Annotated in this window: 16 protein-coding genes and 1 pseudogene; 4 read left to right on the top strand and 13 right to left on the bottom strand. The window is 52.6% G+C overall.

Annotated features, from left to right (window positions below; all coding sequences use genetic code 11):
- Positions 1–98: 98 nt before the first annotated feature.
- From narI to J1G48_RS11345, 6 genes and pseudogenes are all read right to left on the bottom strand, one after another.
- A complete protein-coding gene (gene narI / locus J1G48_RS11370; protein ID WP_000617106.1) occupies positions 99–779 on the bottom strand; it encodes a respiratory nitrate reductase subunit gamma in 681 nt (226 codons plus the stop codon).
- A complete protein-coding gene (narW, locus tag J1G48_RS11365) occupies positions 776–1,471 on the bottom strand; it encodes a nitrate reductase molybdenum cofactor assembly chaperone (RefSeq protein WP_001166287.1) in 696 nt (231 codons plus the stop codon). Before narW ends, narI begins: the two co-directional genes overlap by 4 nt.
- Entirely contained in the window at positions 1,471–3,015 is a 1,545-nt protein-coding gene (gene narH / locus J1G48_RS11360) for a nitrate reductase subunit beta (protein ID WP_000702595.1), read from the bottom strand. The genes narW and narH overlap by 1 nt, the downstream gene beginning before the upstream one ends.
- Positions 3,012–6,752 (bottom strand): annotated as a pseudogene (locus J1G48_RS11355) (nitrate reductase subunit alpha). The gene narH and the pseudogene J1G48_RS11355 overlap by 4 nt, the downstream one beginning before the upstream one ends.
- A gap of 91 nt (positions 6,753–6,843) precedes the next feature.
- Entirely contained in the window at positions 6,844–8,232 is a 1,389-nt protein-coding gene (locus tag J1G48_RS11350; protein WP_000198243.1) for a NarK family nitrate/nitrite MFS transporter, read from the bottom strand.
- 214 nt (positions 8,233–8,446) lie between these two features.
- Positions 8,447–9,025: a TetR family transcriptional regulator gene (locus J1G48_RS11345; protein ID WP_000121037.1), complete on the bottom strand. Its 579-nt coding sequence runs from the start codon at positions 9,023–9,025 to the stop codon at positions 8,447–8,449.
- 117 nt (positions 9,026–9,142) lie between these two features.
- On the opposite strand from J1G48_RS11345, the gene smvA reads away from it, so the two are divergent.
- On the top strand, positions 9,143–10,630 hold the full coding sequence (gene smvA / locus J1G48_RS11340) for a methyl viologen efflux MFS transporter SmvA (protein WP_000489740.1): 1,488 nt from the start codon (positions 9,143–9,145) through the stop codon (positions 10,628–10,630).
- Positions 10,631–10,654: 24 nt separating this feature from the next.
- On the opposite strand, the gene J1G48_RS11335 is transcribed toward smvA, so the two are convergent.
- From J1G48_RS11335 to yddG, 3 genes are all read right to left on the bottom strand, one after another.
- On the bottom strand, positions 10,655–11,035 hold the full coding sequence (locus tag J1G48_RS11335; RefSeq protein WP_014343841.1) for a GFA family protein: 381 nt from the start codon (positions 11,033–11,035) through the stop codon (positions 10,655–10,657).
- Positions 11,036–11,178: 143 nt separating this feature from the next.
- Complete coding sequence (ompD, locus tag J1G48_RS11330; protein ID WP_000769037.1) at positions 11,179–12,267, bottom strand: porin OmpD; 1,089 nt, start codon at positions 12,265–12,267, stop codon at positions 11,179–11,181.
- Positions 12,268–12,789: 522 nt separating this feature from the next.
- Positions 12,790–13,671, bottom strand: coding sequence for an aromatic amino acid efflux DMT transporter YddG (gene yddG / locus J1G48_RS11325; RefSeq protein WP_000203795.1), 882 nt, complete (start codon positions 13,669–13,671; stop codon positions 12,790–12,792).
- Between the two features lie 277 nt (positions 13,672–13,948).
- Between yddG and fdnG the strand changes: the two genes are divergently transcribed.
- Genes fdnG through fdnI form a run of 3 tightly spaced genes read left to right on the top strand, consistent with a single transcriptional unit; the run spans position 13,949 to position 18,543 of the window.
- Positions 13,949–16,996 (top strand): formate dehydrogenase-N subunit alpha, encoded by a 3,048-nt coding sequence (gene fdnG / locus J1G48_RS11320; protein WP_001574320.1) that lies wholly within the window; start codon positions 13,949–13,951, stop codon positions 16,994–16,996.
- Positions 16,997–17,009: 13 nt separating this feature from the next.
- A complete protein-coding gene (fdxH, locus tag J1G48_RS11315) occupies positions 17,010–17,894 on the top strand; it encodes a formate dehydrogenase subunit beta (RefSeq protein WP_000061599.1) in 885 nt (294 codons plus the stop codon).
- Positions 17,887–18,543, top strand: a complete 657-nt coding sequence (gene fdnI, locus J1G48_RS11310; protein ID WP_000045657.1) for a formate dehydrogenase-N subunit gamma — start codon at positions 17,887–17,889, stop codon at positions 18,541–18,543. Before fdxH ends, fdnI begins: the two co-directional genes overlap by 8 nt.
- Before the next feature lie 90 nt (positions 18,544–18,633).
- On the opposite strand, the gene adhP is transcribed toward fdnI, so the two are convergent.
- The 4 genes from adhP to bdm all read right to left on the bottom strand — a co-directional run bounded on the left by adhP (position 18,634) and on the right by bdm (position 22,253).
- Positions 18,634–19,644 (bottom strand): alcohol dehydrogenase AdhP, encoded by a 1,011-nt coding sequence (gene adhP, locus J1G48_RS11305; protein WP_000642447.1) that lies wholly within the window; start codon positions 19,642–19,644, stop codon positions 18,634–18,636.
- A 281-nt stretch (positions 19,645–19,925) separates the two neighbouring features.
- Positions 19,926–21,623, bottom strand: a complete 1,698-nt coding sequence (locus J1G48_RS11300; protein ID WP_000447951.1) for an NAD-dependent malic enzyme — start codon at positions 21,621–21,623, stop codon at positions 19,926–19,928.
- Positions 21,624–21,799: 176 nt separating this feature from the next.
- Positions 21,800–21,943 (bottom strand): stationary-phase-induced ribosome-associated protein, encoded by a 144-nt coding sequence (gene sra, locus J1G48_RS11295; RefSeq protein ID WP_000841559.1) that lies wholly within the window; start codon positions 21,941–21,943, stop codon positions 21,800–21,802.
- A 94-nt stretch (positions 21,944–22,037) separates the two neighbouring features.
- Complete coding sequence (gene bdm, locus J1G48_RS11290; RefSeq protein WP_000495700.1) at positions 22,038–22,253, bottom strand: biofilm-dependent modulation protein; 216 nt, start codon at positions 22,251–22,253, stop codon at positions 22,038–22,040.
- Positions 22,254–22,291: the final 38 nt, after the last annotated feature.

Here is a 22,291-nt window from a genome sequence, read left to right as displayed (position 1 = left end):
CTCCTTTGACTGAAGAATCATCATAGCCTGTGCGTTGCCGAATGACGACGCCCAGACGTTTTTCTTTGCCCGGTAAGCGTCCCCCCGGGCAAAGAGAATTAGCGGCGGGTACGAACAATCTGGTAGCGACGGGTGAAATACTCAAACGGCGCGCTCCAGACATGAACCAGACGGGTGAACGGGAAGAGCAGGAAAATAGTCATTCCCAGCACCAGATGAACGCGGAAAACAAACGCCACACCGCTCAGCATTTCCGAAGACCCGCCGCGGAAGGTGACAATACTTTGCGCCCAGCCCACCAACTTCATCATTTCGCTGCCATCCGGATATTGCGCCGAAAACGGAATAGTGCTCAGGCCAAGCAGGCACTGAATCAGCAAAATGCTCATGATGATAATATCTGGTGTAGTGGATGTCGCCCGCACACGCTGATTGGTCAGACGACGCCACAGTAATCCCGCGCCGCCGATCAACGTTAATACGCCGCACACGCCGCCGAGGATCATCGCCATCTGCTGTTTTACCGCAATCGGCAGGAACCAGGCATACATCCAGTGTGGCGTCAGCATTCCAAACAGATGGCCAAAAAAGATCCCCAGAATGCCAATATGGAACAGATTCGACCATATCACCATCCCACGCTTATCCAGCATCTGGCTGGACGACGCGCGCCAGGTATATTGTCCGTAGTCATAGCGCAGCCAACTGCCGAGGAAGAAGACCGTGGCGCAAATATAGGGGTAGATATCGTAAAAAAAGACGTTCAGGTACTGTATCATTTCGGGCCTCCCGCGCTGACGTCGACGTACTGCGGCGCCGCGTCCTGGCTAAAGCGTCGTTGATAATGGTGTAACGGTGAACTGTCACAGGTCGTGGCGTTATCTTCGATAAACTTCACCTGTTCTTCTTCCCAGACGGCATCCAGTGCCTGACGGGTATCATCCCGCGATTCCTGAACAATCTGTTTGGTGACACTGTCACTTGTAAGCGTACTGCCCGCCAGCGTCAGCAGGGCGTCAAACAGTTGATACCACGGCGCTCCTCGCTGTTTCAGACGACCGCCCAGTAGCGCCAGAATAGGGGCAATATTCTGTAATCCCTCGCGCGCTTCCGCTTCCGGCAACACGCTTAAGTATTCCAGATAGAGCGGCAGGTGATCCGGCAGTTCGCGGCAGTTGAGCTGCAGGCCCACGGTTTCATACTGGCTTAACAAATCGACCATCGCCTGGCCGCGATCGCGGGACTCCGCATGAACATGCTCGAATAACAGCAATGAAGTGGCGCGCCCGCGGTCAAACACTTCACACCATTCTGCTTGTTTATCCAGTAACGGCGCATAAAGCAGCTCGCGAGTGAAGTCGGCCAGCATTGGCGCATCGTGTTGGATAAGGGCAAGCGCTTCATCCCGACATTCCCACAACTCGTCGTCCGGATACTCCATCAACAGGCCAATCGCTTTGAGGATTTGCATTATTCCCCCTCCGCTTTATCACGTACTTCGGTGATATTGATGGCATCAATACGGCTACTGTTGAACAGGTTGAATTTGGTATCCGACCCGTGGCAACCGTCGCCAAAAGTAAAGCCGCAGCCGTTGCGCTCCGGAAAGGCATCGCGCGCCATTTCCCGGTGGCTGGTGGGAATGACAAAACGATCTTCATAATTGGCAATCGCCAGGTAGCGATACATCTCTTCAACCTGTTGTACGCTCAGACCGACTTCGTCAATCGCGCGGGTATCCGTCACGCCTTCAACCGTCTGCGAGCGCATGTAGTGGCGCATCGCCATCATCCGCTTTAGAGCCCGAATGACCGGACCGGTATCGCCCGCGCTGAGCATATTGGCCAGGTACTGGACCGGAATACGCAGCGTCTCCACCGCCGGCAGAATATTGCCATTGTGCGGTAACCCGCCCGCGTCGGCGTATGACTGGATGGGCGACAGCGGCGGTACGTACCAGACCATCGGCAGGGTACGGTATTCCGGGTGCAGCGGAAGCGCCAGCTTCCAGTCCATCGCCATTTTGTACACCGGCGACCGTTGGGCAGCGTCGATGACGTTTTGCGGGATGCCCTGTTTAAGCGCCTCTTCGATGACCGCCGGATCGTGCGGATTGAGAAACACATCACACTGACGTTCATACAAATCCGTCTCGTGTTCGGTACTGGCCGCTTCTTCAATCCTGTCGGCGTCGTAGAGCAGAACGCCAAGATAACGGATGCGCCCGACGCAGGTTTCCGAGCAAACGGTCGGCTGGCCGGATTCAATACGCGGATAGCAAAATATGCATTTCTCAGACTTGCCGCTCTTCCAGTTAAAGTAGATTTTTTTGTACGGGCAGCCGCTGATACACAAACGCCAGCCCCGGCATTTATCCTGGTCGATTAGCACGATGCCGTCTTCTTCACGCTTATAAATAGCGCCACTTGGGCAGGTGGCGACACAACTGGGGTTGAGGCAGTGTTCGCACAGGCGCGGCAGGTACATCATGAAGGTGTTTTCGAACTGACCGTACATCTCCTTTTGTATGTTGTCGAAGTTGCGGTCGCGGGCGCGTTTTTCAAACTCGCCGCCGAGCAGCTCTTCCCAGTTTGGCCCCCAGATCACCTTGTCCATCCGTTTTCCGTCGATCAGTGAACGAGGACGGGCAGTGGGCTGATGCTTACTCTCCGGCGCATTATGTAAATGCTGATAATCGAAGGTAAAGGGTTCATAGTAATCATCGATTTGCGGAATCACCGGGTTGGCGAAAATTTTGCTAATTACCCCCATTTTGCCGCCCAGACGGGGCCTTATCTTGCCATTAACATCACGAACCCAACCGCCTTGCCACTCCTGCTGGTCTTCCCAGTTTTTGGGATAGCCGATACCCGGTTTAGTTTCGACGTTATTGAACCATGCGTATTCCATCCCTTCACGTCCGGTCCAGACGTTTTTACAGGTGACGGAGCAGGTGTGACAGCCAATACATTTATCAAGATTCAGTACCATCCCAACCTGTGAGCGTATTTTCATTTTTTCGCCTCCTGTACCTGATCCCGGCCCTCATCATCCAGCCAGTTAATGTTTTTCATCTTCCTGATCATGATGAATTCATCGCGATTCGAACCCACGGTTCCGTAATAGTTGAAGCCGTAAGCCAGTTGCGCATAGCCGCCGATCATATGCGTCGGTTTTGGACAGACCCGGGTCACGGAGTTATGGATCCCGCCGCGCATCCCGGTCACTTCCGAACCCGGAATGTTCATAATCCGCTCCTGGGCGTGGTACATCATGGTCATACCCGGCGGGACGCGCTGGCTGACCACCGCACGAGCGGTAAGGGCGCCATTAGCGTTGAAGGCTTCAATCCAGTCGTTATCTTCAATACCCAATTCACGGGCATCGGCTTCGCTGATCCAGACAATCGGCCCGCCGCGCGACAAGGTCAGCATCAGCAGGTTTTCGCTGTAGGTGGAGTGAATTCCCCATTTCTGGTGCGGCGTCAGGAAGTTAAGCGCTTTTTCCGGGAAACCGTTGGGCGGAATTTCTCGCATTTCGCTGACGCTGCGGGTATCAATCGGCGGACGATATGCCACCAGGCTTTCGCCAAAAGCGCGCATCCACGCATGATCCTGATAGAGTTGTTGACGCCCCGACAACGTGCGCCACGGGATCAGTTCATGTACGTTGGTATAGCCGGCGTTATAAGAGACATGCTCGCTTTCCAGCCCTGACCAGGTCGGGCTGGAGATAATTTTGCGCGGTTGCGCCTGGATATCACGAAAGCGAATTTTCTCATCTTCTTTATTGATGGCCAGATGGGTGTGCTCGCGCCCGGTCATCTCGCCCAACGCCTGCCAGGCTTTCACCGCCACCTGGCCGTTAGTTTCCGGCGCTAAGGCAAGAATCACTTCCGAAGCATCCAGCGCGGTGTCGATCCGCGGACGTCCTTTCGCCGGGCCATCGTGTTTGGTGTAATTGAGCTTACCGAGGAAATCGACTTCATCTTGCGTATTCCAGGCAATACCCTTACCGCCGTTGCCTAATTTATCCAGCAGGGGACCCAGCGAGGTAAAACGTTCATAGGTGGCCGGATAATCGCGTTCAACCACGACGATATTGGGGGCGGTTTTGCCCGGAATAAGTTCGCACTCGCCTTTACGTCAGTCGAGAATATCAAATGGCTGCGCCAGTTCCGCCGGGGAATCATGCTGGAGCGGGTGTAACACCACATCGGTTTCCTGTCCGAGATGTCCGACACACACTTCAGAAAAGACGCTGGCGATACCTTTGTAGATCTCCCAGTCGCTTTTGGATTCCCAGGCAGGATCGACCGCGGCGGAAAGGGGGTGGATAAACGGATGCATATCCGAGGTATTCATATCGTCTTTTTCATACCAGGTGGCGGTCGGCAAAACGATATCGGAAAACAGACAGGTACTGGACATACGGAAATCAAGCGTGACCAACAGATCGAGCTTGCCCTCAATCGCGGCGGACTGCCATTCCACCTCTTCAGGCTTAATTCCTTCGCTGGAACCCAGCGCTTCGCCCTGAATACCGCTGTCGGTGCCCAGCAGATATTTGAGCATGTACTCATGACCTTTCCCGGAGGAGCCGAGCAGGTTAGAGCGCCAGACAAATAAATTTCGCGGGTGATTATGACCACTGTCAGGCTGTTCGCAGGCAAAACGGATAGCGCCTGATTTCAACGCCTGCACGGTATAATCCGCCGCAGACAGCCCGGCTTTATCGGCGCTCGCTTTCACGCTGAGCGGGTTAAGATTAAGCTGCGGCGCCGAGGGTAGCCAGCCCATACGTTCCGCGCGCACGTTGAAATCGATCAGGTGTCCGGAAAATTTAGCCGGATCGGCCAGCGGCGACAGCAACTCTTGCGCAGTCAGTTTTTCATAGCGCCACTGGCTGGCATGGTTGTAGAAAAACGAGGTACTGTTCATCTGACGTGGCGGGCGATTCCAGTCCAGCGCGAAGGCCAGCGGCAGCCAGCCGGTTTGCGGCCGCAGCTTCTCCTGGCCGACATAGTGCGCCCAGCCGCCGCCGGTTTGTCCAACACAGCCGCAGAACACCAGCATGTTAATCATCCCACGGTAATTCATATCCATGTGATACCAGTGATTCACTCCCGCGCCGAGGATGATCATCGAACGACCGTGAGTTTTATGGGCGGTCTCGGCAAATTCACGTGCAATAGTTTCGATATGTCGACGCGGCACGCCGGTAATCTGTTCGCCCCAGGCCGGCGTGTAGGCTTTTACGTCGTTATAATTATTGGCGCTATGGCCGTCATCCAGACCACGATCCAGCCCATAATTAGCCAGCACCAGATCGTAAACGCTGACGACCATCCGCTCGCTACCGTCCGCCAGAGCCAGGCGTTTCACCGGTAACTGACGTACCAGCACCGGTTCCTGCCGCACGCTGCGAAAATGCGGGTTTTCGTTACCGCCAAAATAGGGGAAGGCGACACCCGCCACGTCATCATGCTGACCGAGTAAAGAGAGCGACAGTTCAGTTTCGACGCCCGCCGCCACCGGTTCCAGGTTCCATTTTCCCTTTTCGCCCCAGCGAAAACCGATAGAACCATTGGGCGCGACCAGTTCGCCCGTACTGTTGAGCGCGACGGTTTTCCATTCCGGATTATTGGCTTCTCCCAGTCCATCCACCAGATCCGACGCGCGCATCATACGCCCCGGCACATAACTGCCGTCTGCGCGCTCATCCAACAGAACCAGCATTGGCATGTCGGTATAACGGCGGCAATAGTTAAGAAAATAGTCGCTGGGATTATCGAGATGAAACTCTTTTAAAATAACGTGACCCATGGCCATCGCCAGCGCGCTGTCGGTACCTTGCTTTGGCGCCAGCCACTGATCGCACAGTTTAGCGACTTCGGAATAGTCCGGGGTGATGGCGATCGTCTTGGTGCCTTTGTAGCGCACTTCGGTAAAGAAGTGGGCGTCCGGGGTACGCGTCTGCGGCACGTTAGAGCCCCAGGCAATAATGTAGGCTGAGTTATACCAGTCGGCGGACTCCGGCACGTCAGTCTGCTCGCCCCAGGTCATTGGCGACGCGGGTGGAAGATCGCAATACCAGTCATAGAAGCTCAGACAAGTACCGCCAAGCAATGACAGATAACGTGTTCCGGCGGCGTAAGAAACCATCGACATTGCCGGAATAGGTGAAAACCCCGCCACACGATCCGGACCATAGGTTTTGATTGTCCAGACGTTAGCAGCGGCAATGAGCTGATTCAGCTCTTTCCAGTTCGAACGAATAAAGCCGCCATGTCCGCGCACCTGTTTGTAACTTTGGCATTTTTGCGGGTCGTTCATTATAGATTCCCATGCCAGTACCGGATCGCTGTGCCGGGAAAGGGCCTCGCGCCACAGTTCTATCAGCCGCTTACGCACCAGAGGGTATTTCAAACGATTGGCGCTATAGAGATACCATGAGTAGCTGGCGCCGCGCGGGCAGCCGCGCGGTTCATGGTTCGGTAAATCGGGACGCGTGCGCGGGTAGTCGGTTTGCTGGGTTTCCCACGTCACCAGACCATTTTTGACATAAATTTTCCAACTACAGGAGCCCGTGCAGTTGACGCCGTGGGTTGAGCGCACGATCTTATCAAACTGCCAGCGCTGGCGATAACTGTCTTCCCAGTCGCGGTTGGTATGCATCACCTGAGCATGGCCGTCGGCAAAGGTATCGCCTTTTTGTTTAAAGTAACGAAAGCGATCCAACAGTTTACTCATGACATTTCTCCTGCTTCGATAAATTTTCCGCCATCCTGTCGATTTGGCGTTAAACCATTACCGGATGGCCGTCCTACAGGTGCGTATGTTGTTATTGTTGTTTAGGCTTACGACGCCCGTAGACCAGCCAGGTCAGCAGGACGCAAGCGATGTAAAACAGCAAAAAGATTTTCATGGCGCCCACCGGCGAGCCGGTCAAGGCCAAAGAGGTGCCAAACGCTTTTGGAATAAAGAAGCCGCCCACAGCGCCAATAGCGGAGATAAAACCGAGCGCGGCGGCGGTATCCGTCACCGCTTCGCGCTGCGCCTGCTCATCGCTCCCGCCGCGCAGTTTGACGTTGTAGAGCGTGATCTGACGGAAGATCACCGCAATCATCTGGAAGGTAGAACCGCTGCCGAGACCCGCTGTCAAAAACAGGCCCATAAAAACAAGATAGAACGCGCTAAAGCTGCCTGCGCCGGAGCCTGGCAGTGTGAGGAATAGCAAGGCGGTAAACAGCGCCATAAAGATAAAATTAATGAGCGTGACGCGAACGCCGCCGAATTTATCGGAGATCACGCCGCCTGCCGATCGCGCCAGCGCGCCGATAAAGGGGCCAAAGAACGCCAGTTGCAGAATGTTTACGTCGGGAAATTGCGTTTTGGCGAGCATGGCGAAACCTGCGGAAAAGCCGATGAATGACCCGAATGTCGCCAGGTACAACAGGCTAAGCAGCCACAGGTGCAGACGTTTTAGCACCGGCAATTGCGAGGCGACAGACGCTTTTGAACTGCCGATATCGTTCATACCAAACCAGGCGGCAAGCGTCGCGACAGCCAGTAACGGCACCCAGATCCAGGCTGCGTTAGTGAGGGCGAGCAGGGAGCCATCAGGTTGCGGCACGCCCCGGACGCCTAAAAAAGTAAATATCGGCAGAAAAATAACCAGCGGCGCAATCAACTGCATCACACTGACGCCAAGATTTCCCAGTCCGCCGTTAATACCCAACGCGCTACCTTGTCTGGCTTTTGGAAAGAAAAAACTGATGTTGCCCATACTGGACGCGAAGTTTGCCCCCGCAAAACCGCACAACAGAGCGATGAGCATAAATACCCCGAAAGGGGTGGCAGGATTTTGCACGGCGAATCCCAGCCAGGTGCAGGGAATAATCAATATTACGGTACTTAATACGGTCCATTTACGGCCACCAAACAGTGGTACCATAAAGGAGTAGGGAACGCGTAATATTGCGCCGGAAAGAGAAGGTAGTGCGGTTAATAAAAAGAGTTGGTCGGTGGTAAAATTAAATCCAATTTTATTGAGGTTGACGGCAACAGCGCTAAACAACATCCAGACGCAAAATGCAAGGAGCAAACAACTTACTGAAATCAATAAGTTTCTTCTGGCGATGCCTTTCCCTTTATTCTCCCAGAAGGCTGGATTTTCGGGTCGCCAGTCACTCAAGAGATAACGGTTATAATTCTCGTTTTGTCGTGTCATTTTACCCCTCACATGCGCATATCATTTGAAGAAAAACACAAAAAAGAGACAGAGCGTCACGCGCTCTTTTGAGAACTTATTGAAGTTTTTTTAGAATATTGAGTGAAAGAATAGATAAAAAACCAGGCCAGCGCGGCGCGATGAGGAGATATGATGTTTCTTAATTGTTACTATTTGTAAATTAAAAGCGATTTTTATTAAATTATTTGTAACTTTACGCAAAGAGTTCAAGCGTAATCATACGATCCAGATGGAATTTAAACGCGGGATCGGCCATTTCCGGAATCCCCAGTACATACATACCGTCCAGCCCGCACACCAGTGCGATAAGCCGCCAGGCGATATCCGTGGCGTTAGCAGTAAACGTAAATTCTCCTGCCTGTTTGCCCTGCTCGATAATTGTGACCGTTTCCTCATGCCACATCTGCATCGTGAGGAGATAAGCATCTCTGATGTGCGGATCCCGGTCGGCCAGAATTTGCGCCTCTCGCCACAATTTTATGTAAGGCTCAAAGCCGCCGTCTTCGCTACCCAACATAGCGTGAAGCCGTGCACGCCAGGTGGCGGGCGGCGGAACTTGCCCGGCATCAAGCAGGGTGCGGATCAAATGGACAAAGGCCAGCGCTTTGAGCTCGCCCGCCGAGCTGAAGTGGTGATGCACCTGGCCGGCGGCGACATCGGCTTCTGATGCAATTCGTCGCACCGTCATGGCGGCAAACCCGTCTGCCAGCGCCACGCGCATCGCCGCTTGCAGGATCACTTCGCGGCGTTCATCCCGGTTAAGGTAACTCATATTTTCCCCACATTAGCCAATGCGCGCAGTGTAACAAAAAGCTGGACATTCGTTCAACTTACCGTAGGATCCTGAAGCTGGACAAGCGTCCAAATTTGAGTTTTTGAAGGGAGAGTTATGTTTCGTCAGTGGTTAACGTTAGTCATTATTGTGCTGGTCTATATTCCTGTCGCCATTGATGCCACGGTCTTGCATGTCGCCGCCCCGACACTGAGTATGACACTGGGGGCCAGCGGCAACGAGCTGCTGTGGATCATTGATATTTATTCTTTGGTCATGGCTGGCATGGTGTTGCCGATGGGCGCGCTTGGCGATCGTATCGGTTTTAAACGCCTGCTGATGCTGGGCGGGACGCTCTTTGGCCTGGCGTCATTGGCGGCAGCGTTTTCGCATACCGCCAGTTGGCTTATCGCCACCAGGGTATTACTGGCTATTGGCGCGGCGATGATTGTACCGGCGACGCTGGCCGGAATACGCGCTACCTTTTGTGAAGAGAAGCATCGCAACATGGCGCTGGGCGTCTGGGCAGCGGTAGGTTCGGGCGGAGCGGCGTTTGGGCCGCTCATCGGCGGCATATTATTAGAGCATTTTTACTGGGGATCGGTTTTCCTGATCAACGTGCCGATTGTGCTGGTCGTCATGGGCTTAACCGCCCGCTATGTTCCTCGCCAGGCGGGCCGTCGCGATCAACCGCTCAATCTTGGCCATGCGGTGATGCTGATTATTGCCATTTTGCTGTTGGTCTATAGCGCTAAAACCGCGCTGAAAGGGAATTTGTCGCTGTGGGCCATCTCGCTTACCCTGCTTACCGGCACGCTGCTCCTGGGACTCTTTCTCCGCACACAGCTTGCGACATCGCGTCCGATGATTGATATGCGACTATTTACCCATCGCATTATCCTGAGCGGCGTCGTGATGGCGATGACCGCGATGATCACTCTGGTGGGTTTTGAGCTGCTGATGGCGCAAGAGCTACAGTTTGTTCACGGGCTATCGCCTTATGAGGCCGGGGTATTTATGCTGCCGGTGATGGTCGCCAGTGGATTCAGCGGGCCGATTGCGGGCGCGCTGGTCTCGCGTCTGGGGTTACGGCTGGTCGCGACGGGCGGCATGGCGTTAAGCGCGCTGAGTTTTTATGGCCTGGCGATGACGGATTTCAGCACCCAACAATGGCAGGCCTGGGGGCTGATGGCGCTGCTGGGATTTAGCGCCGCCAGCGCATTGCTGGCTTCCACGTCGGCAATTATGGCCGCTGCGCCGGCAGAAAAAGCGGCGGCGGCCGGCGCGATAGAAACGATGGCTTATGAACTGGGCGCGGGACTGGGCATTGCCATTTTCGGTCTGTTGTTAAGCCGTAGCTTCTCCGCGTCTATCCGTCTGCCTGCCGGGCTTGAGGCGCAAGAGATTGCCAGAGCGTCATCTTCAATGGGAGAAGCCGTGCAGTTGGCGAATAGCCTACCGCCCACGCAGGGGCAGGCAATACTGGACGCCGCCAGACATGCCTTTATCTGGTCGCATAGCGTGGCGTTAAGCAGCGCCGGGAGTATGCTTCTTTTGCTGGCGGTAGGGATGTGGTTCAGCCTGGCAAAAGCCCAACGCCGATAACATAACGCCTGGTGAGATAAGCGCTTAATGCGCTAGCTGGCAGGGGGAGTCCATTTCCTCAACCTCTTTACCGCTGAGGCGTGCGTATTGCCCCGTCAGTCGCCAGAAGGCAGGCTGGGTTTCGGTATAAATTTCCGCAGCCAGAATCAGCCGACGGCGATCAACTTCGTTCAGTTCCAGTAAGGTCCAGGGAATAAAATAGCGATCGGTATCGGTAAGCCGAAACCACAGCGGACACCCGCAGCCGGAACAGAAGTAGCGTTCGCCGCGCGAAGAGGATGAAAAGTATGGCGGTTCCGGGGAAAGGGGGGCTAGCTGTGGTTGCCCGCAGGCTTCCAGATACATGGCTATTCCACCCGACCATTTTTGACACAGCGTACAATGGCAGGCATAGACATCCAGCATTTCGACGTCAACGGTAAAATGGCTCTGTCCGCAAAGACAACGACCAGTGAACGTCTGCACGGCATACTCCTTATGACCGAGTCTACATCAAGAGAAAAAGCCAGCCCTGAAAGGACTGGCTTTGTATTCAGACTACAACAAAATTAGAACTGGTAGTTCAGACCAACAGCAACGATGTTGTCGGTAGACACTTTAGCCGCTTTGGTGAAGTCGCTGTCGTCCAGCAGGTTGATTTTGTAATCAACGAAGGTGGACATGTTTTTGTTGAAGTAGTAGGTAGCACCGACATCGATGTACTCAACCAGATCCTGGTCGCCGTAAGTACCCAGGTTTTTACCTTTGGATTTCAGGTAAGCGATGGACGGACGCAGACCGAAGTCGAACTGATACTGAGCAACTGCTTCAAAGTTCTGGGTTTTATTCGCGATAAACGCATCACCCGCTGAATCTTCACCAAAGGTGGTCATGTTCAGCGTTTCGGAGTAGGTGGTCGCCAGGTAGATGTTGTTCGCATCATATTTCAGACCAGCAGCCCAGACTTCAGCGTTTTTACCCGCAGCATTCAGGTTGCTCGCTGCTTTCACCTGGTTGTTAGTACGGTCAGACTTCGCATAGGCCGCACCTACGCCAAAACCTTCGTACTCATACGTTGCGGACAGACCGAAACCGTCGCCGTTAGACTCGTACGCGCCGTCACGGTCGTTTTTGCCCTGGTACTGCGCGGCAAAGTTCAGACCTTCAACCAGGCCAAAGAAGTCAGTGTTACGGTAGGTGGCAACACCAGTAGTACGGCCAGTCATGAAGACGTCAGTCTGAGTCCAGGTATCGCCACCGAACTCTGGCAGAACGTCGGTCCATGCGCCGATGTCGTAAGCAACGCCGTAGTTACGACCGTAGTCGAAAGAACCGTAGTCAGCGAATTTCAGACCAGCAAACGCCAGACGGGTTTTGTCTTTGTCAGCGCCCTGGCTTTCAGTACGGTTGCCTTTGAATTCATATTCCCACTGGCCAAAACCGGTTAACTGATCGTTGATCTGAGTTTCGCCTTTAAAGCCCAGACGCGCGTAAGTTTTGTCACCATCACTTCCGTTATCATCAGAGAAATAATGCTGAGCGTGAACTTTACCGTACAGATCCAGTTTATTGCCGTCTTTGTTATATACCTCGGCTGCATTTACAACGCCTGCTGCCAACAGGGAAGTCACTGCCACTGCCACTAACTTAAGTTTCATTTTAATAATCCTTATAATTTTCTTAGCGTGTTTCCTCAACCATTGTTAAACGAGGCGTTTGTCAATGGCAGACTATTTTTAAATGACGGAGTGGCATAAGTTCAATAATAAGTTTCATAAGATTACAAATTATTTTAATTTGTGTGATCGAGATCTCCTTAATACATTTGAGAGTATTAATTCAAATAGGGACTGTCTAATAAGATATATTTTCGGAGGGGACTATTGGGCTGTTTATGGTTTTATTTTTGGTAGTAACTACTGATTATTATATGCACTAATAACAGTTGCGAGCTAACGTTAATTATATATTTGTTAATATAATTATATCATTGCATTAACATGTTTAACGATTTTATAAAATTCATTTTTACCAGCGCAATCCTGGTATGGCGCAGGAGGAGCACGTGAAAATGGAAAATCGTCAAATACGCACAGGCAATAGATAAAAGCGTAGTTGTGTTATGAAGAGTGTCAAGGTACAGCGGGTCGATTTAATATCAATATCGGCCCGCCCGTCGCTTAGCGCCGCCGCGTTGCCAGCCAACAAAGTAGCGAACCTACGCAAACCATGACTGCGCCTTGCCAGAAGGAGAATGACAGTGGTGAGCTGAGTAACAGCGCGGCCAGAGCAGAGGACATGACGGGGGTAAAATAAGACCCTACGGCCATGATAGTCACATTGCCATGAAGTATGCCCACATTCCATGCGGCGTAGGCAAACCCTAACGTTAATGCCGCGGTAAAAAGTTTAGCAATCACCGGTAGGCTAAATATCATGGCAGGTTGCGGCGTAAGAAAATAGTGGAACCACAGCGCCACGGCGGTGAGTAACACAAAGACTGTGATACCGTTAAAACCACGCGCATATTTATTTGTGACGGTGCAGTACGTCGCCCATATAAACGCCCCAAGAAATGCCAGTAAATAACTTAGCGGACTGGTGGCGACATTGCTGATAATTTCTCCTGGATTAAGACCATTCTCGCCCCCCAGAACCCAGCAAACGCCAGTAAGTGCAATAAGCAATCCAGGAACAATAAGCCAGTTAGTTTTTTGCCCATTAAAAAGAATGGCAAACAGAATGGTCAGGCTGGGCCATAAATAGTTAACCATGCCGACTTCGATAGCCTGATGGCGAGTGGCGGCATAACCGAGAGAAAGCGCCAGGCATATTTCATAACTGACAAACAGTACGCTGCCTGCGATGAGGTATCGCCCCGGGAAACGGCGGATATCAGGTAATCCGACGGTAAAAATCAGCAGCAGACCGCTTAATGAATAGATCATGGCTGCGCCGCCTACCGGTCCGAGACCTTCGCTGACGCCGCGAATTAACCCAACCATCGTGCTCCACAGAACGATGGCAACAAGCCCTATTAGCGTTGCTTTTTGTGATGTCATGCTTTGTGACTGTCCTGAATACCGCGCAAAATAAACTGCCACTTATAGCACTTTTTCCGAGGGCGATGCCATGCAGTGTCATTTTTTAGTACCTCCCTGGAGTTATTGCGGTTTAAAAATAGGGCTATTTAATAGCGGAACCGTTTCAATATTGATTTGACGCAAAAAAGTTATCGATTTTGCTGTTAGTTTCCTCGCGAAGTTATACACGCATCCTGGGCTGAGGTTTTGCTGCAGTTCGAAGGAGGCGTGCATCCGTGGAAAAAAGAGGAAAGCAATGGACGTCAGCCGCAGACAATTTTTTAAAATCTGCGCGGGCGGTATGGCGGGAACAACGGTGGCCGCACTGGGTTTTACCCCTAAAATGGCCCTGGCTCAGGCGCGAAACTATAAGCTGTTGCGCGCAAAAGAGATCCGTAACTCCTGCACATACTGTTCCGTAGGTTGCGGGCTATTAATGTATAGCCTGGGAGATGGGGCAAAAAACGCGAAAGAAGCGATTTACCATATTGAAGGCGACCCGGATCATCCGGTAAGCCGTGGCGCGCTGTGCCCGAAAGGGGCCGGTTTGCTGGACTATGTTCACAGTGAAGATCGCCTACGCTATCCGGAATACCGCGCGCCGGGTTCCGACAAGTGGCAGCGCATTAGCTGGGATGACGCTTTCACTCGTATTGCTAAATTAATGAAAGCCGACCGCGACGCCAACTTTATTGAAAAGAATGAGCAGGGCGTCACGGTTAACCGCTGGCTCTCTACCGGGATGCTGTGCGCCTCGGCGGCCAGCAATGAAACGGGTATGCTGACGCAGAAGTTTGCGCGTTCTCTCGGTATGCTGGCGGTAGATAACCAGGCGCGCGTCTGACACGGACCAACGGTAGCAAGTCTTGCTCCAACATTTGGTCGCGGTGCGATGACCAACCACTGGGTGGATATTAAAAACGCCAACGTCGTGATGGTGATGGGCGGCAATGCCGCAGAAGCGCATCCGGTGGGTTTCCGCTGGGCGATGGAAGCGAAAAATAATAACGATGCGACGCTGATTGTCGTTGATCCACGCTTTACGCGTACGGCGTCGGTGGCGGATATCTATGCGCCAATACGTTCCGGTACAGACATTACCTTTCTGTCCGGCGTTTTGCTGTACCTGATCGAAAATAACAAAATCAACGCTGAATACGTTAAGCATTACACCAACGCCAGCCTGCTGGTGCGGGATGATTTTGCCTTTGATGACGGTCTTTTCAGCGGCTATGACGCCCAAAAGCGTCAGTACGATAAATCCTCCTGGAACTACCAGTTCGATGAAAACGGCTATGCCAAACGTGATGAAACGTTGACGCACCCACGCTGTGTGTGGAATCTGCTGAAGCAGCACGTTTCGCGCTACACGCCGGACGTCGTGGAAAACATCTGCGGTACGCCGAAAGCGGATTTCCTGAAGGTGTGTGAGGTGTTGGCCTCTACCAGCGCGCCGGATCGCACTACCACCTTCCTGTATGCGCTGGGCTGGACGCAACATACCGTCGGGGCGCAGAACATCCGTACTATGGCGATGATCCAGTTGCTGCTCGGCAATATGGGGATGGCTGGCGGCGGTGTGAACGCCTTGCGCGGCCACTCTAATATTCAGGGTTTAACGGATTTAGGACTGCTCTCCACCAGCCTGCCGGGTTACCTGACGCTACCGTCAGAAAAACAGGCCGATCTGCAAACTTATCTGGCAGCGAATACCCCCAAAGCGACGCTGGCCGATCAGGTCAACTACTGGGGTAATTATCCTAAGTTCTTCGTCAGCCTGATGAAATCTTTCTATGGCGATGCGGCGCAGAAAGAGAATGACTGGGGCTTTGCCTGGCTGCCTAAGTGGGATCAGTCCTATGACGTGATCAAATATTTCAACATGATGGATAGCGGGAAAGTCACCGGCTATTTCTGTCAGGGCTTTAACCCGGTGGCGTCCTTCCCGGACAAAAACAAAGTGGTGCAAAGCTTAAGCAAACTGAAGTATCTGGTCGTTATCGATCCGCTGGTGACTGAAACGTCAACGTTCTGGCAGAACCACGGCGAATCTAATGATGTCGATCCGACAACGATTCAGACCGAAGTCTTCCGTCTGCCGTCTACCTGTTTTGCGGAAGAGGATGGATCTATCGCTAACTCCGGTCGCTGGTTACAGTGGCACTGGAAAGGTCAGGACGCGCCGGGCGAAGCGCGTAACGACGGCGAGATTCTGGCCGGTATTTACCATCGTCTGCGTGAAATGTATCGCGCAGAAGGCGGTAAAGGCGCCGAACCACTATTGAAGATGAGCTGGAATTACAAGCAGCCGGATGAACCGCATTCGGAAGAAGTGGCGAAAGAGAACAACGGCTATGCGCTGGAAGATCTCTATGACGCCAACGGTACACTGCTTGCCAGGAAAGGCCAGTTGTTGAGTAGTTTTGCATTACTGCGCGATGACGGTACGACATCCTCCTCCTGCTGGATTTATACCGGTAGCTGGACGGAGCAGGGCAACCAGATGTCCAGACGTGATAACGCCGACCCGTCAGGGCTTGGCAATACACTGGGTTGGGCGTGGGCGTGGCCGCTAAACCGTCGCGTATTGTATAACCGCGCTTCGGCGGATCCGCAGGGTAAACCGTGGGATCCAAAACGGATGCTGATCCAGTGGAACGGCGCGAAGTGGACAGGGAACGATATTCCGGACTTTAACAACGCGGCGCCGGGGAGCGGGACCAATCCGTTTATCATGCAGCCGGAAGGGCTGGGACGTCTGTTTGCTATTGATAAAATGGCGGAAGGGCCGTTCCCTGAGCATTACGAGCCGATGGAAACGCCGCTGGGCACTAACCCGCTGCACCCGAATGTGGTCTCGAACCCGGCTGCGCGTCTGTATGAAGAAGATGCGCTGCGCATGGGTAAGAAGGAGCAGTTTCCGTACGTGGGCACGACTTACCGCCTCACAGAGCATTTCCATACCTGGACCAAACATGCGCTACTTAACGCTATCGCTCAGCCGGAACAGTTTGTGGAGATCAGTGAGACGCTGGCGGCAGCGAAAGGTATTGCTAACGGCGACTATGTGAAGGTGAGCAGTAAACGCGGGTTTATTCGCGCGGTCGCGGTGGTAACTCGTCGTCTTCGCACCCTGCATGTCAACGGTCAGCAGGTTGAAACGGTGGGGATCCCGATTCACTGGGGCTTTGAGGGTGTCGCGCGCAAAGGCTATATCGCCAATACTCTGACGCCAAATGTCGGTGATGCCAACTCGCAAACGCCGGAATACAAAGCGTTTTTAGTTAACATCGAGAAGGCGTAAGGGAGGCGAACATATGTCTATGGAAACGCAGGACATTATTAAACGGTCCGCAACAAACGCCATCACGCCGCCTCCGCAGGCGCGTGATTACAAAGCCGAAGTCGCGAAACTGATCGACGTCTCCTCCTGTGTCGGCTGTAAAGCCTGCCAGGTAGCCTGTTCTGAATGGAACGATATTCGCGATAACGTTGGTCATTGTGTCGGGGTGTACGATAACCCTGCCGATCTCAGCGCCAAGTCCTGGACGGTGATGCGCTTTACCGAAACCGAGCAGAACGGCAAGCTGGAGTGGCTGATTCGTAAAGATGGTTGTATGCACTGTGAAGATCCAGGCTGTCTTAAAGCCTGTCCATCTGCCGGGGCTATCATCCAGTACGCGAACGGGATTGTTGACTTTCAATCTGAACACTGTATCGGCTGTGGTTACTGTATCGCCGGGTGTCCGTTTAATATTCCGCGCCTCAACAAAGAGGACAACCGCGTTTATAAATGTACGCTCTGCGTCGATCGCGTCAGCGTGGGCCAGGAACCGGCCTGCGTCAAAACTTGTCCGACCGGGGCTATTCACTTCGGCACCAAAAAAGAGATGCTGGAACTGGGCGAGCAACGCGTGGAGAAGTTAAAAGCGCGTGGCTTTGAACATGCCGGTATCTACAACCCGCAGGGCGTCGGCGGCACGCACGTCATGTATGTGCTGCACCATGCCAATCAGCCGGAGTTGTACCACGGCTTGCCGAAAGATCCGCAGATCGATACCTCAATCAATCTGTGGAAAGGGGCGCTAAAACCGCTGGCCGCAGCGGGCTTTATCGCCACTTTCGCCGGTCTGATTTACCACTACATCGGTATTGGCCCGAATAAAGAAACGGACGACGATGAGGAGGATCATCATGAGTAAGTCGAAAATGATTGTGCGCACGAAATTTGTCGACCGCGCCTGTCACTGGACGGTGGTGATCTGCTTCTTCCTGGTAGCGCTGTCGGGAATTTCGTTTTTCTTCCCGACGCTACAATGGTTGACGCAAACTTTCGGCACGCCGCAGATGGGACGTATTTTGCACCCGTTCTTCGGTATTGCCATCTTCATCGCGCTGATGTTTATGTTCGTGCGTTTCGTCCACCACAACATCCCGGATAAAAAAGATATTCCGTGGCTGAAAAATATTGTCGAAGTATTGAAAGGCAATGAGCATAAGGTGGCGGATGTCGGCAAATACAATGCCGGACAGAAGATGATGTTCTGGTCCATTATGAGCATGATTTTTGTGCTGCTGGTGACTGGCGTGATTATCTGGCGTCCGTATTTCGCGCAGTATTTCCCCATGCAGGTGGTGCGTTATAGCCTGTTAATTCATGCGGCGGCGGGCATTATTTTAATGCACGCGATCCTCATCCATATGTATATGGCATTTTGGGTGAAAGGCTCGATTAAAGGCATGATCGAAGGGAAGGTCAGCCGTCGCTGGGCGAAGAAACATCATCCACGCTGGTATCGTGAAATCGAGAAGGCGGAAGCAAAAAAAGAGAGCGAAGAAGGTATTCAGTAATTCTTTCGCAATCTGATAAACAAGGCGCTATCCTGGTAGCGCCTTGTTTTCATCTGCTGTCTGTATACTCAGACGACCACAGCAAATCGTTTAACGACGGAAATCGATGACCATACGGCCACGAATTTGCCCTTGTTCCATCTCTTTAAAAATAACGTTGATATCTTCAAGCGGACGTAAAGCGACTTTTGGCACGACTTTTCCTTCCGCCGCGAACTGGAAGGCTTCGGTCAGATCCTGGCGTGTCCCCACCAACGAACCGACAACCTGAATGCCATCCAGCACCAGGCGAGGGATATCAAGGTTCATGGCTTCTGGCGGCAGCCCGACTGCCACCACGCGACCTCCGGCGCGAACGGCATCTACTGCGGAATTAAACGCCGCCTTAGCGACCGCGGTAACCACCGCTGCGTGCGCGCCACCGGTTTTTTCCTGCACAATTTTAGCCGCATCTTCCGTACGTGAATTAATGGTCAGATCTGCGCCCATTTCCTCGGCCAGTTTCAGTTGTCCATCATTGACATCAATGGCGATCACTTTCGCATTGAAAACGTTTTTCGCGTACTGCAAGGCCAGATTACCCAGACCGCCCAGACCGTAGATGGCAATCCACTGGCCAGGTTTAATATGAGAAATCTTCACCGCTTTATACGTGGTAACGCCCGCGCAGGTAATACTACTTGCCGCCGCAGAGTCCAGACCTTCCGGTACTTTCACCGCATAATCCGCGACGACAATACACTCTTCGGCCATGCCGCCATCTACCGTGTAACCGGCATTTTTCACGTTGCGGCATAAGGTTTCATTGCCCGTATTGCAATACTCACAGTGTCCGCATCCTTCATAAAACCACGCGACACTCGCGCGATCGCCGGGTTTCAGCGAGGTGACACCAGGACCGACTTCCGCCACGACGCCAATGCCTTCGTGTCCCAGAATGACGCCGGTTTTGTCACCGAAATCGCCGTTTTTCACGTGTAGATCGGTATGGCATACGCCGCAGCACTCCATTTTTAGCAAAGCTTCACCGTGGCGAAGGGGACGCAGCGTTTTCTCAGTAACATCAACCTGATGATCTTGTGTGACAACAGCAGCTTTCATAACCTTCTCCTTTTATTAATAGTGAACTGCATAGCAGGTAATAGCAGGTAAGGTGCTATTACCTCTTTAGGATTAATATTTCTGATGAGTTATGCAAGGCGGCAGAAATACAATGTAATAGTTTAGCCAGGATTATCCTGATAAATCCCCGTTCAATACATAAAGGTGGCTAATATTAGTAGCTTGACAAATAAGCAGGGAAAGGAATTCAGGTGTGTCGACAGACTCACTAAAACTAAAGAAGAAAATGATATCCGGCGGCATTCACCGCCGGGTACGTATTAAATGGAAGTCCGACGGTAGTCGCGGTATTCCGGTTTCCAGAAGTTATCGTCAATCGCCTGTTGCAGCGCTTCCGCAGAGGTTTTCACCGCTACGCCTTGTTGCTGCGCCATTTTACCTACGGCAAAAGCGATAGCGCGCGACACGACCTGGATGTCTTTAAGCGCTGGTAACACTAATCCTTCGCCGTTATTGACCAGCGGAGAATGTTTCGCCAGCGTCTCACTGGCTGACATCAGCATTTCATCAGTAATGCGCGATGCGCCGGAAGCGATAACCCCCAGACCGATGCCGGGGAAAATATAGGCGTTATTACATTGTGCGATCGGATAAATCTTATCTTTCCAGATGACCGGCGAGAATGGACTGCCGGTTGCCACCAGCGCGTTGCCTTCCGTCCAGGCGATAATGTCCTGTGGCGTGGCCTCCACGCGAGAGGTGGGATTAGAGAGCGGCATGACGATCGGGCGAGGGCAATGCTTATGCATCTCGCGGATGATCTCTTCAGTAAAGAGCCCGGTCTGGCCGGAAACCCCGATCAGGATATCCGGCTTCACGTTACGCACCACATCCAGCAGCGACAGCACGTCATTTTCGGTATCCCAGTGCTGGAGATTGTCGCATTTCTGCACCAGTTTTGCCTGGAACGGCAATAAATTAGGCATCCGGTCCGTCAACAGGCCGAAGCGATCGACCATAAAAACGTTCTGTCGAGCGGCATCTTCGCTTAAACCTTCACGCTGAGTCTGCGCGATGATTTGTTCAGCAATCCCACATCCGGCGGAACCCGCGCCGAGGAAAACGATTTTCTGCTCGCTAAGCTGACTGCCGGCAGCGCGGCTGGCGGCGATCAACGTACCGACGGTCACGGCTGCGGTGCCCTGAATATCATCGTTAAAGGAGCAAATCTCATCACGATAGCGCGTCAACAGCGGCATTGCGTTTTTCTGCGCGAAATCTTCAAACTGTAGCAGGATATCTGGCCAGCGCTGCTTAACGGCCTGAATAAACTCATCGACAAACGCATAATACTCATCGTCGGTAATGCGCGGATGACGCCAGCCCATGTAAAGCGGATCGTTGAGTAACTGTTGATTGTTGGTGCCGACATCCAGCACAACGGGAAGGGTATAGGCCGGACTAATGCCGCCGCAGGCGGTGTATAATGACAGCTTACCGATAGGGATCCCCATCCCGCCGATGCCCTGATCGCCAAGCCCCAGAATCCGCTCGCCATCCGTCACCACAATAACTTTAATGTTGTGGTTAGGCACATTCTGCAAAATGTCGTCCATATTGTGACGGTTCGGATAAGAGATAAATACGCCGCGCGCCCGGCGATAAATCTCAGAGAAGCGCTCACAGGCCGCGCCCACGGTCGGGGTATAGATAACCGGCATCATCTCTTCAAGATGGTTTTGCACCAGTCGATAAAAGAGCGTTTCGTTGGTATCCTGGATGTTACGCAGGTAAATATGCTTATCGATTTCTGTTTTAAACCCCTGATACTGGAGCCAGGCGCGTTCGGCCTGTTCTTCAATCGACTCGACGACCTCTGGCAGCAGCCCTGACAAATTGAAGTTGCGGCGCTCTTCTACGCTAAAAGCGCTACCTTTGTTTAACAGGGGGAATTCCAGCAATACAGGGCCAGCGTAAGGGATATAAAGGGAACGTGCTTTCTTGGTTATAGTTTCCATGTTACTCACTCTTTTTCGAATAACTGTCCCTGGCACCGTCGTTTATCATCATATATTGCCTTCCACCAGGGAACCGACCCTGAGTATAAAGCATTGTGAGACGTTAAGGTCATTCCTATAAACAAAAACACCATTGCAGATGCAATGGTGTTTAACGTCATTTCAGGACTGTACGATTACTTTTGGCTGTCGGCGCGGCGCTTTCTGCCGGTTGGGTTATTCACCACGCTGCTGGTGTCGCCTTCAGTAACAACCTTACGCTGGTTGGAAATTCTGTAATCCAGTCCAAGTATATGACGAGCCTGACGGTTCGATTTCATGTTAACTCCTCAATCCTGTTGCTAGTTTTAAGGACAAATTCGCTTACGCGAAAGAAACGTAACCCCTAAGGTTGCCGATACAGCATAGCAGGTTTTACAGAGTCGGGTGCTGCCCGCTTACCACATAGTTGATGGTCTGCTGGTAGATGTCACTGAGGATGTCATTGTCGGAAGCCTCAACCCATTTGGTCAGCTCCATTAAAATATCATCTTCAGTGACAACGCCTAACTCCGCGCGTAATCCTTGTTCAATCGCGTTGACCAAGGCCGGTTGTGCTGCTGAGGTATTTGCTGAGTGATAAGTAAACATATAATGCCTCCGTGAACATGTATTTATTTAGTACGGCT

The sequence above is a fragment of the Salmonella sp. SAL-020 genome (assembly GCF_017372215.1).
Taxonomy (GTDB): domain Bacteria; phylum Pseudomonadota; class Gammaproteobacteria; order Enterobacterales; family Enterobacteriaceae; genus Salmonella; species Salmonella enterica.
Note: the sequence above shows the minus strand (reverse complement) of the source record. Positions and strands in the feature narration are given on the sequence as shown.